Annotated in this window: 15 protein-coding genes; 6 read left to right on the forward strand and 9 right to left on the reverse strand. The window is 37.6% G+C overall.

Going from position 1 to position 16643, the window contains the following annotated elements; genetic code table 11:
• Positions 1–183: 183 nt before the first annotated feature.
• The 4 genes from MKX83_RS19310 to MKX83_RS19325 all read right to left on the reverse strand — a co-directional run bounded on the left by MKX83_RS19310 (position 184) and on the right by MKX83_RS19325 (position 4293).
• Positions 184–309, reverse strand: a complete 126-nt coding sequence (locus tag MKX83_RS19310; protein WP_224937966.1) for a paeninodin family lasso peptide — start codon at positions 307–309, stop codon at positions 184–186.
• The gene (locus tag MKX83_RS19315) at positions 269–2233 is read right to left on the reverse strand and encodes an asparagine synthetase B family protein (protein ID WP_341057213.1); all 1965 of its coding nucleotides are present in this window, start codon (positions 2231–2233) and stop codon (positions 269–271) included. The genes MKX83_RS19310 and MKX83_RS19315 overlap by 41 nt, the downstream gene beginning before the upstream one ends.
• Positions 2234–2466: 233 nt before the next feature.
• Complete coding sequence (locus tag MKX83_RS19320) at positions 2467–3276, reverse strand: endonuclease I family protein (RefSeq protein ID WP_445293167.1); 810 nt, start codon at positions 3274–3276, stop codon at positions 2467–2469.
• A gap of 375 nt (positions 3277–3651) precedes the next feature.
• Positions 3652–4293: an SDR family oxidoreductase gene (locus tag MKX83_RS19325; protein ID WP_328197406.1), complete on the reverse strand. Its 642-nt coding sequence runs from the start codon at positions 4291–4293 to the stop codon at positions 3652–3654.
• Between the two features lie 101 nt (positions 4294–4394).
• On the opposite strand from MKX83_RS19325, the gene MKX83_RS19330 reads away from it, so the two are divergent.
• A complete protein-coding gene (locus tag MKX83_RS19330; RefSeq protein WP_095372086.1) occupies positions 4395–5387 on the forward strand; it encodes a potassium channel family protein in 993 nt (330 codons plus the stop codon).
• Here MKX83_RS19330 and MKX83_RS19335 read toward each other — a convergent pair.
• The gene (locus MKX83_RS19335; protein WP_095373616.1) at positions 5384–5791 is read right to left on the reverse strand and encodes a YugN-like family protein; all 408 of its coding nucleotides are present in this window, start codon (positions 5789–5791) and stop codon (positions 5384–5386) included. The genes MKX83_RS19330 and MKX83_RS19335 overlap by 4 nt on opposite strands.
• Before the next feature lie 259 nt (positions 5792–6050).
• Between MKX83_RS19335 and MKX83_RS19340 the strand changes: the two genes are divergently transcribed.
• From MKX83_RS19340 to MKX83_RS19350, 3 genes are all read left to right on the forward strand, one after another.
• Positions 6051–8483 (forward strand): peptidase G2 autoproteolytic cleavage domain-containing protein, encoded by a 2433-nt coding sequence (locus MKX83_RS19340; protein ID WP_341057216.1) that lies wholly within the window; start codon positions 6051–6053, stop codon positions 8481–8483.
• Between the two features lie 247 nt (positions 8484–8730).
• A complete protein-coding gene (locus MKX83_RS19345; protein WP_180317064.1) occupies positions 8731–9246 on the forward strand; it encodes a DUF3189 family protein in 516 nt (171 codons plus the stop codon).
• 208 nt (positions 9247–9454) lie between these two features.
• Complete coding sequence (locus tag MKX83_RS19350; RefSeq protein WP_341057218.1) at positions 9455–9889, forward strand: ferritin-like domain-containing protein; 435 nt, start codon at positions 9455–9457, stop codon at positions 9887–9889.
• 519 nt (positions 9890–10408) lie between these two features.
• Here the strand turns inward: MKX83_RS19350 and MKX83_RS19355 are convergent.
• The 3 genes from MKX83_RS19355 to yugI form a co-directional block, all read right to left on the reverse strand.
• Positions 10409–11758, reverse strand: coding sequence for a glucose-6-phosphate isomerase (locus MKX83_RS19355; protein WP_341057220.1), 1350 nt, complete (start codon positions 11756–11758; stop codon positions 10409–10411).
• Between the two features lie 306 nt (positions 11759–12064).
• Positions 12065–13228, reverse strand: coding sequence for an iron-containing alcohol dehydrogenase (locus tag MKX83_RS19360; RefSeq protein WP_341057223.1), 1164 nt, complete (start codon positions 13226–13228; stop codon positions 12065–12067).
• A gap of 194 nt (positions 13229–13422) precedes the next feature.
• On the reverse strand, positions 13423–13827 hold the full coding sequence (gene yugI, locus MKX83_RS19365) for a S1 domain-containing post-transcriptional regulator GSP13 (protein ID WP_341057225.1): 405 nt from the start codon (positions 13825–13827) through the stop codon (positions 13423–13425).
• 427 nt (positions 13828–14254) lie between these two features.
• Here yugI and MKX83_RS19370 point away from each other — a divergent pair, with 427 nt between their 5' ends.
• A complete protein-coding gene (locus MKX83_RS19370) occupies positions 14255–15091 on the forward strand; it encodes an alpha/beta fold hydrolase (RefSeq protein ID WP_341057231.1) in 837 nt (278 codons plus the stop codon).
• 19 nt (positions 15092–15110) lie between these two features.
• Here the strand turns inward: MKX83_RS19370 and MKX83_RS19375 are convergent, their stop codons facing one another.
• Positions 15111–15374: a DUF1871 family protein gene (locus MKX83_RS19375; RefSeq protein WP_341057234.1), complete on the reverse strand. Its 264-nt coding sequence runs from the start codon at positions 15372–15374 to the stop codon at positions 15111–15113.
• 88 nt (positions 15375–15462) lie between these two features.
• Between MKX83_RS19375 and MKX83_RS19380 the strand changes: the two genes are divergently transcribed.
• On the forward strand, positions 15463–16632 hold the full coding sequence (locus MKX83_RS19380) for a MalY/PatB family protein (protein WP_341057237.1): 1170 nt from the start codon (positions 15463–15465) through the stop codon (positions 16630–16632).
• The last annotated feature ends 11 nt before the right edge of the window (positions 16633–16643 follow it).

Here is a 16643-nt window from a genome sequence, read left to right on the forward strand (position 1 = left end):
GCCAGACACCACTGCCTATAAGCGTAAAAGAAAGGACTCTGCCTATCCTGTTTTTTTAAGCTATACCTAAGAGCAATAGCGTCCATATTTAGCGCACGAAATGTCAATTAAACTTATTATCTCTCCAACTCTTTTCTAAGAAGCCCTTATACATAAGCACAAGGGCCGGTTCCTTTAATGTGCTTACGAATGATGAATGGTTTCATCTTCATCTGGTTGGACAGCATCCGGGATTTTTAATCCTGGTCCTCCCATTGTTCTTTTTATTTCAAGTTCTTGCAAAATGGGTGTTTGCCAAATTTTTGTCACTTGTTTCACCTCCTTTAATAAGAAAACGGTAAAGAATGAGTGTCCGCATCGCTATGCGAAAATCATCATCAAACACCTGGTTTGCTTGTGGTTGCTGAATACGCTTTAGATGGTCCCGGATGACTGACACATCGATAAAGTGCTGAATGCGCTGATCGTTTAGTGCTTTTTCCATTTCATTTAGAAAAGACGACCAATTTGGTAGGAGACGCAGCAGCCCATCTGCACCTTGCACACCCTTACTTTTCACATTTAATCGGTTAAGATTCGGTAAATATCCTTTTGTTGCTCTACGAATAAAGGCACGATTGAATCCATTTTTCACAAATTGATCCTCCGGAAGCGATAAACAAAAACGGACCACTCGTAAATCATCTGTAGGATCTCTAGGAATTACTCCATATTTCAAGGCCATTTTTGCGCCATATACCCCTGTTGTATGCCAATAATAGAGGTCATTGAATTGTTTTTCTCTCACTTGATATGCATTAGTTAGCCCGTTCCCCGCTTGGTCAATGCCGTTATCTCTTAATTTTTCATACACCTTTGTTTGCCTTGCAAATGCAGGATGAATAAATTGTGGAAAGGGATGCCCCCGATTCACATGGGATGCTCTTATTTTTTTATTTATAATAGTCGACCAAACTTTTTTTCGATCAACACCTAAAGCGATACTATAGGAATTAGTCTCTTTTAAAAAATGTAATAATCGATACTTTTTAAGAAGACTTGCATAGTAATCAAGCGCTGGACCCCAAGAAATGGTCCAATTGCCACGTTGGCCATTGAGGAGAATACCTATATCCAAAGCTGATGCTTGTTCGTAAATCCCTCGTAACCAATACGTATTATCGAAATATTTATAAGGTGATTCAATCACATTCAACCACTCATCCATTTCTGTATAAGCATTACGGTCAGAGAAAGATAAGAAATGCGGAACGAGAGTAGGGTATAGCTTAAGCATCTCTTCAATCCATGGTCTTTCGTTCGCTTGTCTACTTTTGGGTGTCCAATCTTCAAACTTGGGAATAGGGATGTAACTGAAAGTATGTAACGGTTCCCCTTGTAATGATTTGGCCGCAAATGCAGTGACTGTACCTGAATCCAACCCCCCACTTAAATGAGCGCCTTTTCCCTTAAATGTTCTTAATTTTGAATCAACTACTTTTTGAAATAATTCTTGAAATGCTTCAATATATTGTTCATCATTCTTTAGTTTAAGCGGTTCTCTTTCTTCTAGTAGGTGACAGTATTGTTTAATCTGCATATGATGTTTCGTTATCGTGATTGAGTGTGAAGGTGGTATTTGATAAATAGATTGATAGACCGTTGAGGTTAAATCTACTGATTCTATCGTTAATGGATTAGCAAGATATTCAGCGATCCAGTTCTCATTATATGTATCTTCTACTTCTGGTAAAGTCAGTAGTGCACCCATAGTCGATGCGAATGAGAAGAACAAAGCATTTTTAGTAAAATATAATGTTCTCGTGCCTGAGAAATCTCTAGCTCCAAACCATGTTTGTTTTTTGTCATTCCAAATCATAAATACAAAATCACCGACTAAAAACCTAGGACAATCTTCTTCCCATTTTTCATAGGCATATAAAATCAGTTGACTATCGGTAATCATACATCTCTCATACTTCCGAATATTTAATAGCTGGTATAAGTCTTCGCGATTATCAATAATACTATTGCATATAATTGCTAACCCTTTTTCCCGATTATAATAGGGAATTTCCTCACCCCTAGATTGTGGTGTAATCCAATTTAAAGAACAACTTAAGAATAGGCGGCGCTCTCTTATTGTTTGCACTTGATCATAACGGAACCCTTGAAACTGTTGCAACATCCTATCCCCGTAATGAACGGGAATTTCCCACTCATTGAAGCTCCATATACCAGCAATTGCTGTCATGCGCTACCTCCCTCTTTGTTAGTTCTTTATAAAGAACATATAAGTACTTTTAAACTAACATCATACAAATCAACTGTCAATATTGTTTTTGATACAAATGGCTTATTTTTTTAAAATTGAAGTTATTTTGTTTATTGCTAAAATGAGCCTGCCTTTCATTCTCGTGAAGTAAAAAAAGTCTGGTTGAAATGTAAAAAAATTTACAATTATACCAGACTTACTCTATTCCACTTTTACTGTTCATCATCCCAAATAGCAAATGCCCATTCAGGATTATCAATGAAGGGATTGCGGTTATTTTGAAATTCTTCATAGATGAATTGATTTCTACGTTGTTCATTCTCATCTACAGGGTCCTCTTTATGCCACGTTAACAAAACGGATAATTTTCCATGCAAAGGCGTGCGTCCATTATTGACTCTATCGTTCAATTCTAAATCTAACTCGCCATCATCTCCCTCATAACGTACCGCCATATAGAAAAGCATTCTGGCAATATCACCCTTCACTTCATCACGAGGTTCAAAAGAATCATGATCATAATAATTACCCTTTGCTTCCTGATGTTCTTTTCCACCATTATCAAAATCTAAGTTTCCTCTAGAAGCATTTACACTTACATCCGTCGGCCTTAAATGATGCAGGTCTGTTCCTACACCTGGATCAGTATCAAATCCACCATGGGATTTTGCCCAAATATGTTCACGGTTCCAGTCATCTGCATCTGGACCTTTTAAGTCCTTGTCTTGCGATCTTCCACTATAGAATAAAATTACATTGTCTCTATTTTGTGGATCTTCATCTGTCACCATTAACGCTTCCCATACCTCACGATAAGTCAGTTCATTATGATCATCTATAATCTCATGAAGTGCTGCTTTTAATTCATCTCCCGTTTTCCCTTTTGCCTCTTTATAATAGTCACTATCAACCTGATAATCATTTGTTTGTCTTCCCTCTGTAAATGGGGATTCCCCTTCTGGCGTACAACTAACTAACAAGCTCAATAAAACTAATAATGGGATAAAAGAACGTATACCCATTGTTTCCTCTCCTTCATAAAGTACTTAAAAGAATATTATCTACGAAAAATAAATATTTGAACAGCACCAACAGTAGGGTTTTATTTAATAGAATTTTTCCTCCCCTCATATGACTATTTTTTATGCAATGAATGCTGAAAGTAATATCTATCTAAAAACTGCAGCAATGAATTGGAAATATCATTTTAGGCAGCTGAGTACTCTTCGTCGTTTTTTAATTTGAATTGGAGGGATTCCTTATATGAAGAAAAATGCATGAGTATGTCGGCAACGAAATTATAAACAGATTGTTTCCAAATGAAACTAGAGCAAATTCTCTATTAGAATTTGCTCTAGTTTCTTTCTATTTATTTCCATGTCTCTGTATTTTTTTTACTAAATCCCTTTTAGCGCCTCACCTATCGTTTCCTCCCCTGTAACGAGGTCGAATGATTTATGAATGGTCTGATCATTATGAAGCACCTCAACGATTGTTGCAGCCACATCTTCACGTGGAATTGTATTTCTTTCAAGAGAAGCAGAAGCCTTCACTTTCCCTATTCCTGGTTCATTTAATAAGCCACCAGGACGTACGATCGTGTAGTCTAATGAGCTATTCATCAGCATTTTATCAGCATAATGTTTAGCTGCCATATATGGCTCAATCGCTGACCATTTTTCTCGGTCATTCGCATGTATGGCACTAACCATCACAAATCTAGAAACGTCGGCTTTTTCCGCTGCTTCGATTGCTTTACCTGCGCCGTCTAAATCGATGAGCAATGTTTGGTCATATCCTGTATGGCCTCCTGATCCTGCTGTGAAGACAACAGCATCACATCCTTGCATAGCCTTAGCCAAATCTTCAACCGTACCAGTTAATGATGCATGGACCGCTTCCATCCCACGGTTTTTAAAATCAGTTAATTGTTCTTCTTTTCTTACCATTGCTACAGGTATATCACCGGTTGTTTCACTTAATTTATCCATCACTTGTTTACCAATTTGCCCGTTCGCTCCTATTACTAATACTTTCATTCTCTTTCTCCTCTCTTCCTTTTCATTTATCGGTAAAAATCGTTTATGAAAATGGATTTTCACCTATACTAAATAATACTATTTCTAGGGGAGTTTATAAAATGCCACATTATCTGTATTCTTATTTCACTCGCTTACCATTGGTCTTTCGTATACTCATCATGGCACTGATGACAATTATCCTATTTGGCGGTTTTGTTCACTTATTAGAGCCAAATAGTTTTCCTACTTGGTTTGATGGTATCTGGTGGGCTGTCATAACTGCTTCAACTGTCGGGTATGGTGACTTTGTGCCTCACTCTGTTGTCGGAAGACTAGCAGGAATTGTCCTTGTTTTGACAGGAGCAGGTTTTATTGCTTCTTATTTCGTTGCATTGTCTACTGCCGCTGTCGCTAAGCAAAATGACTATATTCAAGGAAATTTCAAGTTTAAAGACCGTGATCATATTATTGTCATCGGTTGGAATGCTCGTTCGAGAGAAATTTTGAAAACGATATGTAGCTATGTTAATAGCGTACCCGTCACATTAATTGATGAAACATTGGAGGAAAATCCATTGCCCCACCAAAACCTTCATTTCGTCAAAGGCAATCCACAAAGAGATGATGTGCTCATGAAAGCAAGTGTAATGGACGCTAGACAATTGATTATTACCGCTGATCAAAACAAAGACGAACACCAAGCAGATATGCACAGTATCTTGACGTTAATTGCTGTTAAAGGAATGAATCCATCCTTACCTTGTATTGTAGAAATCCTAACAACTGAACAGATGAAAAATGCGAAGCGAGCAGGCGCAGATGAAATCGTGCAAACGAACTTATTAACAAGCTTTGTCATGATTAGTAGCCTTACTTCAAGAGAAATGGTTACGGCATTTCTCAGTTTACTAAGGCAAATTGATCAAAGAAGACTAGGTATTGAGCCCATATTGACTGACCATATTGGGGCTAATTTTCGTGATGTAAGTATTAGCTTAATGAATGAAGATATATTGATTCTTGGCATCAAACGAGGAGAAGAGATGATTATTCATCCCCCTCACCCGTTTTCACTTCAAGCAGAGGATTTGCTTATCACGATAAAAAATTAATATTGCAAAATCCCCTCTAGTTCTTTAACAAGCTCGTGACCTATAGCTACATATCTTTCGGTAACTTCTCCGTCCTTATCAACTGGTGCCTGAAATTGATTAAATGAAGCAGAGAAATTACCGATATTTGCGTTATTTTCATCAATATTGCTCTCGTAAATATGTGACAAGAGGTAAGGTGTTCCCAGTTCTACTGTACAATTGCTTGTATCTAATTGACCATCTATGGATTTGAAGGGTATACGTAAGAAATGATAACCATTGTTCGTATCAATCTTGTAATCAAACGCACCATGGTCATAATCCCAATTCCCTCCAATTGTATAACCCATTGGTTTTAATAACTGCTCCAGTTTAAACAAGTGATATTGCTTTCCCTCGATATTAGAATGAATTTCTCTCATTGCTTTCATTCCTTTCAACATCATATTTTGCTTAGTTTTACCCTATTCCCTCTCACTAATACTAGCGCTTTTCACTTCTCTTTAGGCTTCTTCGCATAAATAGCTAACCTTAATGGACAAACATACAATCGTGATAAGTGCTCAACTCATAAGTTATAGCAGATGAAGGGTAAATGTATACAGAGTGCCTTCAGTTAACCTCTTTTAAAAATACATCTATATAATTTTATTAACCCGTATGAAAGGAGAGAATTATGTAATGGCAGAATGTAATCGCAATGCGAATGGTGCCTGTTCTGATGCAGGTGGAATAAATACAAATGCAAACGGTGAAGCTGCTCACGCGGAGGGGACTTCAACGACTGCTGATGGTAATGCTTCTCATGCGGAGGGGTTTGAAACATTAGCTACTGGAGTCGCTTCTCATGTGGAAGGGAGCCAAACAAATGCTATTGGCACAGCTGCTCACACAGAGGGGTTTCAAACCACTTCTGTTAGTGACGCTTCTCATGCGGAAGGGAGTTTAACAACTGCTGAAGGTGAGTCAGCTCATGCGGAAGGGCATAAGACTTTAGCAAGTGGAGCTGCCTCTCATGCGGAAGGTTCTAGTAGTTCTGCAACTGGTAATGATGCACATGCGGAAGGGTTCAAAACTGTTGCTTCTGGTACAGCTAGTCATGCGGAAGGCGATAATACGATTGCGACTGAATTAGCCTCGCATGCAGAAGGTCTCAACACTATATCCATTGGAGAAGCTAGCCATTCTGAGGGAATTGACACGCAAGCTTCAGCAACTGCAAGTCACGCACAAGGGCTGACTACTTCTGCGCTCGGCATTGCTTCTCATGCTGAAGGGAGCTCCTCACAGGCAAATGGCATTGCTTCTCATGCTGAAGGCTTTAGTACAATCACCACAGGGGATGCTTCACATGCAGAGGGGAACTCAACTAGAGCGATCGGATTAGCTTCTCATACAGAAGGATTTGAAACTGTTGTCAGTGGTGATACTGCTCACGCGGAAGGGAATACAACCGAAGCCTCAGGATATGCTGCTCATGCAGAAGGTCACCAAACTGTTGCCAGTGGAAATGAAGCACATGCGGAAGGAACACTCACCTTAGCCAGTGGTCTTAGTGCCCATTCAGAAGGGAATACAACAACAGCAAGTGGTGACTACACGCATGCGGAAGGATTAAGGAATACCGCCTCTGGCGAAAGCGCTCATGCGGAAGGAATGGACACTGAAGCAAGTGGTTTTGTTGCTCATACAGAAGGAAGAAGTACAGTTGCAAATAATTCTTATGCTCATGCGGAAGGCTTTCAGACAAATGCTTCTGGGAGTATTTCTCATGCAGAAGGGCAAGGGTCTATTGCTTCTGGTACTAACTCTCATGCAGAAGGATATTTAACGACTGCATCTGGCTCCACTTCACATGCAGAAGGTGGTAGCAGCGTAGCATCTGATAGCTTTGCTCATGCAGAAGGTCTTTTCACCCAAGCAAGCGGTTATGTTTCTCACGCTGAAGGAAGTTCAACTGTTGCTTCAAATGCCTTTACCCATGCCGAGGGAATAGAAACGACAGCAGCAGGATACGCGTCGCACACCGAAGGATCTCGTACAAGAACAGAAGGTATAAACGCTCACGCTGAAGGAAATACAACACTAGCAAGTGGGGATTATTCTCATGCAGAAGGAAGAGGAACCACCGCTAGTGGAAACTATGCACATGCAGAAGGGTTCAATAATATCGCCTCTGGATATGGGGCCCATGTGGAAGGGGGAGTGAATGCAAATAACGCTTCTTTACCCAATACTGCTTCTGGTAATAGTTCGCATGCTGAAGGTTACGGAACCACCGCAAGCGGCACAGGTGCTCATGCAGAAGGTTTAAATACCCTATCTACAGCGAATGCCTCACATGCGGAGGGTGTCAACAATAACGCGACTGGTCAAGCCGCTCATGTAGAAGGACAAAATAATGTAGCCCAAGGTGTTTTTTCTCATGCTGAAGGATTTCAAAACATAGCCACAAATATCGGTTCACATATAATGGGAATATATGGAGAAACAACAGACAATTATTCTTGGCATGTCGGTAATGGAACAAGTGCTAGCAACAGAGGTTTAGCTGCGCTACTCCAAGGATCTACAGGAGATTTATTTATCGATGGCACACTTCATGAAAATGGCGCTGACTATGCTGAAATGTTTGAAACGATTGATGGAAACAGCATTACACCAGGTAGATTTATCACATTACAAGGTAAAAAGGTGAAAATAGCAACCAGCGCAGACAGCTATATTTTAGGCATTACAAGTGCTGCCTCCGCCATTAAGGGGAATGCCGCTGAACTGCATTGGCATCATAAGTATCTAAAGGATCAATGGGGCCGTACTCAATATGAACAAATTCCAAGTGACCCTAATGATGAGTACCTCGCAAAGTTAACGCGAGTGGCACCAAAAATAAACCCCGCCTACGATTCACAGCAATCTTATATACCAAGAAGTAAACGTAAAGAGTGGGTAACAGTTGGATTACTCGGTCAATTGCTAGTGACTGATGATGGTAGTTGCTCAATTAATGGTTACTGTTTACCGAATGATGAAGGAATCGCCACATATTCAGAAACAGGTTACCGTGTGATGGATAGAATAAGTTCTGATCAGATACTAGTCATGTTTAAATAGAGTTGGCAAGTACTATGGAAGGATCAAAGTTAACTAAGCACAGAGACGTTTCTCATAGCGATTATCGAGAGCTGGTTAACTTATAATTACCACTCTTAAGCCGGTTCTCCTATTTTTCGATTATCATTTCCACCTTTTGGCTCCTCTCAAGAATCTCCAAGGAATTATAATAGGCTACTTTTATGGAAAGAATGAAGTAGGATTACCCTAATTATAAAAGAGAGGATGGATGGATATGAAAGAAAAAATCATCTATATATATCACGATTTTGGAGGTACCCATACCACCTCTTTAGCCGCTGCCTATCACCTAAATATTTTGAGTGATACTAATTTAATACCAAGTAAAGAAGAGATTTTATCTGTTCCGTACTTTAACAAGCTAAAAAAGAAGGACGCTGGGGAGTTTATTTATCATGGAATTGATAGTGATGGTAATACGGTTTATACTATCGGGAGGAGATCATCCAAACTAACTGTAAAATCACTATATAATTTTAGTGAACTATTATCTCTACAGCATCAAACTATGAATAAAAAAATAATATTTTCTAATACCTCTCCTGTTGTACCGTTAGCTATGACACTCGGAGGCTTTTTTTCACGAGGTCTTGGAATTGATTCCATAGGGGTGCCACTTTTAATTAAAGGGGCACAGCGTTGTAGCGAAAACATCTTTCAACTTGTAATGGAGACAAAAAAAGTGGCTAAAGAATCGAATCAATTAATCGTTAAAATCGAAAACAAAAAATACCAGGCTTAATGTTCTTTAAGCCTAATCACTTCTTCTTTGGAAGCTCTTCGCAAAAAAACAGCGGCCTTCCACCCTCTGTTTAGAGCATGGGTGAAACCGTTGAGTTTGTTCATCACCATTATTTTTAGTACTAGTAGTCTTAATAATTCTTGTGTACAAATTCCTTAATTTTTCAAATTGCATATTCTAAACTGATTTAGATTAAGGAGTTGATTAAATGTACTATATGAGTAAGCCAATACAATTTAGAGACAATCACGAACTTATAATGGATATTTCTAAAGCCATTAATGGTGAGTACTCTGCAATTACTTGTTATAAGAAACTTCAGCAATTAGCACCTAATGAGAAAACTAGGACTATTATTAAAGAAATAAGACAAGATGAGAAAAAACATTTTAGGATTTTTAACGAAATATACAGACAACTAACAGGGCATGAGCATTCGCCTCAATTAACTGATCAATGTCCAAATTCTTATCAAACTGGTTTAGATTATTCATTTAACGATGAGCAACAAACTGTGGACTTCTATTTAGAAATTGCCGATAAAACCAGTGACCCATATATTAAAGAACAATTTAATAGAGCAGCTAAAGATGAGCAAAATCATGCTGTTTGGTTTGTCTATTTAATGAATAGAGGATATTAATTTTCATTATTCTTCAAAACATAACAAATAAGTAGTAATATAAACCCTTCACGCTTTAAATAGCGATACCGGGATAAACAAACCCATAGCCAATATGTATTTCATTTACTGATCTTATGTTTCGGTACGTTTATCTAGTAAACGAAAACAACCTAGGGTAGTTCTCTATCTATGACCTATTCGAACTTTCAGTATCGAAACATGGAAGTGCTCGGTGGATGGAAAGTAGCATCTAAGACCAACCAGGTCTTATTTTTTTACAATAAGAGCATATATTTTAGAGAAGAATGTAAGAATTGTTGATTAACATACCTAAAAGGAGATATCGAAAGTTATATGATAAGAAGCTGGGTACCATTTGAAAAAATACAAGTTAATCTTGGACATAGAAACCTTATGATGTTTGGTAAAATCTCAAAATATATGGCTGATCTATAGACTTTATGCATGAATTGTGGTCAATCAGCCATATACAATTGTTTTATGTTTACTTATTAGACCGTTAAGAGTTGAAGACTTTTATTTCAAGCGTTCTTCAAGCTCTTTTTTCTTCTCTTCATAACCTGGTTTACCTAGCAATGCAAACATATTCACTTTATATTCTTCCACACCAGGTTGATCAAATGGATTCACACCAAGTAAATACCCGCTAATAGCGCAAGCTTTTTCAAAGAAATAGACAAGATAACCAAAAGTGAATGCATCCATTGCTGGAATCGTTACAATGAGGTTAGGTACACCGCCATCTGTATGGGCAAGCATTGTTCCTTCGAATGCTTTATGATTCACAAAATCAATCGATTGATTAGCTAAATAGTTTAAACCATCTAAGTCATTTTCAAGGTTTTCAATTTTCACTTCATGTCGTGGTTTCTTCACTTTAATAACTGTTTCAAATAAATCTCTTCTACCTTCTTGCACATATTGACCAAGTGAATGAAGATCAGTAGAAAAATTGACAGATGAAGGATAAATTCCTTTTTGATCTTTTCCTTCACTTTCACCAAATAATTGCTTCCACCATTCTGAAAAGTATTGTAACCCCGGCTCATAATTAACAAGCATTTCAATTGTTTTACCCTTATTATAAAGGACATTCCTTACTGCTGCATATTGATATGCGATATTCTCTTCTATATCGGCAGAACTTAACTCTTTACGAGCGGCTTCAGCCCCTTCCATTACTTGGTTAATATCAATATTCGCAACGGCAACTGGTAATAATCCAACGGCTGTTAGCACAGAGTATCTTCCACCAATATCATCCGGAATAATAAATGACTCATAGCCTTCTTCATTCGCTAATGTTTTTAACGCGCCCTTTTCTTTATCAGTGGTAGCGTAAATTCGTTTTCTCGCTTCCTCTACACCATATTTCTCTTCTAATATTTTTCGGAATAAACGAAAGGCAATTGCTGGTTCTGTCGTTGTTCCAGATTTAGAAATGACATTAATAGAAAAGTCTTTACCTTCCAATAAATCGATGACATCATGAATATAACTAGAGCTAATATTATTGCCTACAAAAACGATTTGAGGTGTTTTCCTTTTTTCTTTTGAAAGAGCATTATAAAAACTATGTTGTAACATCTCAATAGCAGCTCTTGCGCCAAGGTAAGAACCACCAATTCCGATTACTAAAAGAACATCAGAATCTTGCTTGACTTTTGATGCTGCCTGTTGAATTCTTGCAAATTCCTCGCGATTATAATTTTTCGGTAAATCTACCCACCCTAAGAATTCATGACCTGCTCCTGTTTTATTTTCTATAGCGGTATGCGCTGCTGTTACCGCTCCTTTTAAGTATGATAGTTCATGCTCACTAAAAAAGCTAAACGCTTTCGTATAATCAAACTGTATATGAGTCATCGTTATTCCTCCGCTTATGTATTTCATGAATCAATAGTCCTCTATCACTTTATCGAAAGACAAGGAATTTTTCAAGAATCAGTCTTCGCCACCGACGGTTTGCACAACCCCGTTATATAGTTCATGATTACATCATCTCCAAAAATAAGGTTTATAACCCATCACTCGTGCATAAGCCAAATTAGCCTTCACATTTTTTACTATGCTTGTATAAGCAAACTCATACCAGGTGACCACAATTCCATTAAACCCAAATATGACAAGAACCTATAAAGAAAGCTCCCGTTTCACACGAGAGCTTCTTCCTTATAATGCTGAACGATAGATTGAAAGAACATCCTCTTTATCTAATACTTGAAAACGACCAAAAGGACCATTATGAACGGCTTTATTTGCCATATCTTCTAGCCTGCTATCGTCTATACCATAATCTGATAATTGTTCTGGTGCATCAATACTGTTCCAAAACAGTCTTAAACGAGCAATCCCTTCTAATGCAACTTCCTCATCTGTTTTACCTGTTGGATCGACTTCAAACACTCTTATTGCTAATTGTTTCATTCTCTCAGGCTTGGCATGTAATGTATGCTTAATCCAATGAGGGAATAAAATGGCCAAACCGCCACCATGAGGGATATCATAGACTGCCGATACAGCATGTTCAATATTATGCGTTGCCCAGTCTCCTTTATAACCCATATTTAGAATACCGTTTAACGCCATTGTACCGCTATATAAAATGGTCGCACGATGCTCATAATTTTCTAAGTCATCTATTAGTTTTGGAGCCGTATCCATTATCGTTGTTAAGAGAGATTCGCACATACGATCTTGAAAGTCCGTATTTTCTTCCAAATGGAAATAATGCTCAAGTACATGAGACATCATATCGACTATGCCATAAATCGTTTGGTCTCTTGGCACTGAATATGTATGTTCTGGATCTAAAATTGAAAATTGAGGGAATACAGCCGGGCTTCCCCAAGACAATTTTTCATGTGTCTCCCAATTAGTAATGACCGCTCCAGAATTCATTTCAGAACCCGTTGCAGCTAATGTAAGGACGGTACCAAAGGGAATCGCTTCTTCCATTCTTACTTTATTTGTCACCATATCCCAAGCATCACCAGCAAATTTCGTTGCTCCCGCAATAGCTTTTGTACAATCGATGACACTCCCGCCACCAACAGCTAGAATGAAATCAACTTCTTTCTCGCGGCAAATATTCACACCTTCACGAACGGAAGAGACACGAGGATTTGGATCAACCCCACCTAGTTCATACACTTCTGCATTCATTTTCTCAAGCTCATTCATTACCTTATCGTATAGACCATTCCTTTTAATACTTCCACCACCATAAACTACCAGCACCTTACGGCCAAAAGGAGAAATCTCTTCACTTAATTTACTAAGTTCACCTTTACCAAAAATCAATCTCGTTGGATTCCAAAATGTAAAATTCTCCATTCTATCACCTTCCTTTTTTGTTATTATCATTTTTTTTACTAAGGATTGCAAAGAATACATCTTTTTTTATTTATTTTAAAAAATAAAACAAATGCCTCTCTGTAATTGTTTCTCCCAGGGAACTAAATGATTCTTTCATTCGACAAAAAAAAGACACCGAGATTTTCCGGTGTCTTTTATGAAGCTGAACTAGCTTATTTTTTAATTAAATCTTCACGCTCAGATTGTGCAATCCACTCTTGCAACTTATCTTTTAGTGTATTGAAACCTTGGCTACCATTATCCTCTACTTTTTGAGCTACAGGATTATTTGGACGTTTACGAGGTTTTTTCTCTTTTACTGTTGGAGCTGGTGCTTCTTGTGTTGCACGAATAGAAAGACCGATTTTTCCAGCATTTTCATCAATAGAAAGTACTTTTACTTGTACTTCATCTCCAACACTTAAATGTTCATTAATATCTTTAACGAAGCCATGAGTAACTTCTGAAATGTGAACAAGTCCTTGTGTATTTTCATCTAATGCAACAAAGGCACCATAAGGTTGAATACCTGTTACTTTACCAGTAATCACGCTGCCTACTTCAATTTTCTCTGACATGGGAACACTCCTAATTATTAATATTTTATCGTTTATATACGCAATAAAAAATTATATCATACTCTATAGCTAATATCAAAAGTAAAATGGATAGTCAATAAATAGTCACAATTAATTAACGAAATGTTCATACAATTACCCATTCAAGTTGACCTTCAAAATCAGAACGAGTTGAACCATCCTATGCTTCATCAACAGGATATGAATGAAACTATTTCCAATTTTTACGTATAAACATGTAGGTATTCGGAAAGGCTTGTATTGTAAGTCTTTCTAGAATTCCCCCTTTGTTGAAGGCAATCTGTTATAGGATTGCCTATTTTTTATTTTATGCCGAAAATACAATGTTTCTTCTTGTAAGCAATGGCCACGAATGATATGACTTATAGTAACACCTTACATCACTGTAAAGAAATGAGGACAACCATTGCTAAACGATAAAATGCTTCTAAATGGAAATGACTTTTATTATGAATATTACCCACACCCAACCCCTAAACAATCATTTGTATTATTGCATGGGTTTCTTTCTTCCAGCTTTAGTTTTCGAAAACTCATACCATTGCTACAAAAAGAAAATACAGTACTCACAATTGACCTCCCACCATTTGGGAAGAGCGGAAAAGCAAAAAAGTTTATCTACTCTTATGAAAATATTGCTTCAACTATTATTTTACTTCTTGAAAAATTATCTATTCAACAAATCGTGATGGTTGGGCATTCAATGGGAGGACAAATTTGCCTAAACATTGCTCATCAAAGACCAGACTTGCTCGAGGCTGTAGTCTTATTATGTAGCTCTTCTTATCTACCGAAAATGCCAGCAAAGTATGTTTACGCAAGTCACCTACCTTTCTTTTCTCATTTTGTAAAAAGATATCTTGAGAAATCAGGTGTAGAAAAAAACTTAAACAACGTTGTATATGAAAAAGAAATGATTGATGATGCCATGAGGGATGGTTATCTAGAACCATTTTTAAACAAAGATATCTTCTATTCCTTAGCGAGAATGATACGTGACCGGGAGGGAGATTTGGATGAGACCTTATTAAAAACAATTAACACTCCTTGTTTACTCATATGGGGGGAGGCAGACAAGGTGGTCCCTCTCTCTATCGGTCAAAGGTTACAGGGAGACCTACCGCATAGCGAATTACATATCCTTAAGCAGGCAGGACATCTTATACCCGAAGAAAAGCCTGAGGAGATTGTAGCAATTATCGAACAATATTTACAGAAAAAAGAGAATGGTGGGGTGGGATAATTTTTATTCCTTCACCCATTCATTCAATCTCGCAAGAACTATTATTTTTTATCACCAAGAGTTTCTGCGCATATTTTTTACATTGAGCAAGAGGAATTACTTCATCAAAAGAGAATTCATATATAGCTTGGATGTTATGGGCCAATTCATTAGTATCGTCAATAGTTTGTACTATTTGGATTATATCAGCTATTTCCGTATCGTAATTGCCTGTACCGATATGAAATGGGTCCCAATCATTTAAACAATCTACTAACAATAGATTCATTTGTTGTGTATTCATTATACATTCACCTTATTATTTTTCATTTATGTTTACATATCTTATCATATAGATAGAAATCGATAAATAAAGAAATGGTGGGATAGAAGTGGAAAATCAATATTTTCATGAAATTTTTGATCGTAAAAATACGTCATCAGTGAAGTGGGAATTGACCAAAACGGTTTTTGGAGAAGAAGATGTCCTTCCAATGTGGGTTGCAGATATGGATTTCAAACCGCCTAAAGAGGTAACAAATGCACTACAAAAACGTTTAGATCACGGAATTTATGGTTATACATTTGCGTCCCCATCCTTACCAAAAGCAATCAAGGATTGGGTAAGTGTTCATCACGGCTGGGATATTCCCCTGCAGTCCATATTATACAATACTGGTGTGGTTCCATCTTTGGCAGCGGTCGTACAGACCTATACAGAAGAAGGGGACAATATATTAATACATACCCCTGTTTATCCGCCATTCACAAATGTCATTGAAAGTAATCATCGTAAAGTTTTACGTTCTCCACTTAAGCTTGTTAATGGACATTACAAAATTGATTTTGATGACTTTGAACAGCAACTCAAAAAAGGGGCGAAAATGTTTATTCTCTGTAATCCTCATAATCCAGGAGGAAATGTGTGGTCAAAAGAGGATTTACAGAAGATCGGTGACTTATGTATCGCTTATGATTGCTTAATCCTATCAGATGAAATTCATGCAGACCTCGTCTATAAGCCGAAAAAACATGTCGCTATCGCTAGCTTAAGCGAGGAACTGAGAGGCCAGACGATTACATGCATTGCACCAACGAAAACTTTTAATATTGCTGGGTTGCAAGCATCTGCCCTTATTATTCCAAATGAGACATTAAGGAAAAAATTTGAAGATTTTCAAGCTAGACAAGGCTTCCATCAATTATCCATCTTTGGAATGGTCGGCATGGAAGCGGCTTATACCCATGGAACAGAATGGTTAGAAGCTTTACTCTCATATTTACAACAAAATATCCAGAGTGTAAAAAGTTTTATAGAAAAAGAATTGCCTGATATTGATGTCGTTGATCCAGAAGGGACGTATTTAATCTGGCTAGATTGTCGTAAACTCGGCTTAACTGATGATGACATTCAGCAAAAGCTTGTAAAGAAAGGAAAACTTGGATTAGAGCCAGGACCAAAATATGGCCCAGGTGGTGAAGGGTTTGTCCGTATGAACATCGCCTGCCCTCATGATATACTTATGGATGGACTTCATCGTTTAAAAACAGCATTTTCATAAGGATTCTGTAA

The organism is Cytobacillus sp. FSL M8-0252 (genome assembly GCF_038007345.1).
Taxonomy (GTDB): domain Bacteria; phylum Bacillota; class Bacilli; order Bacillales; family Cytobacillaceae; genus Cytobacillus; species Cytobacillus kochii.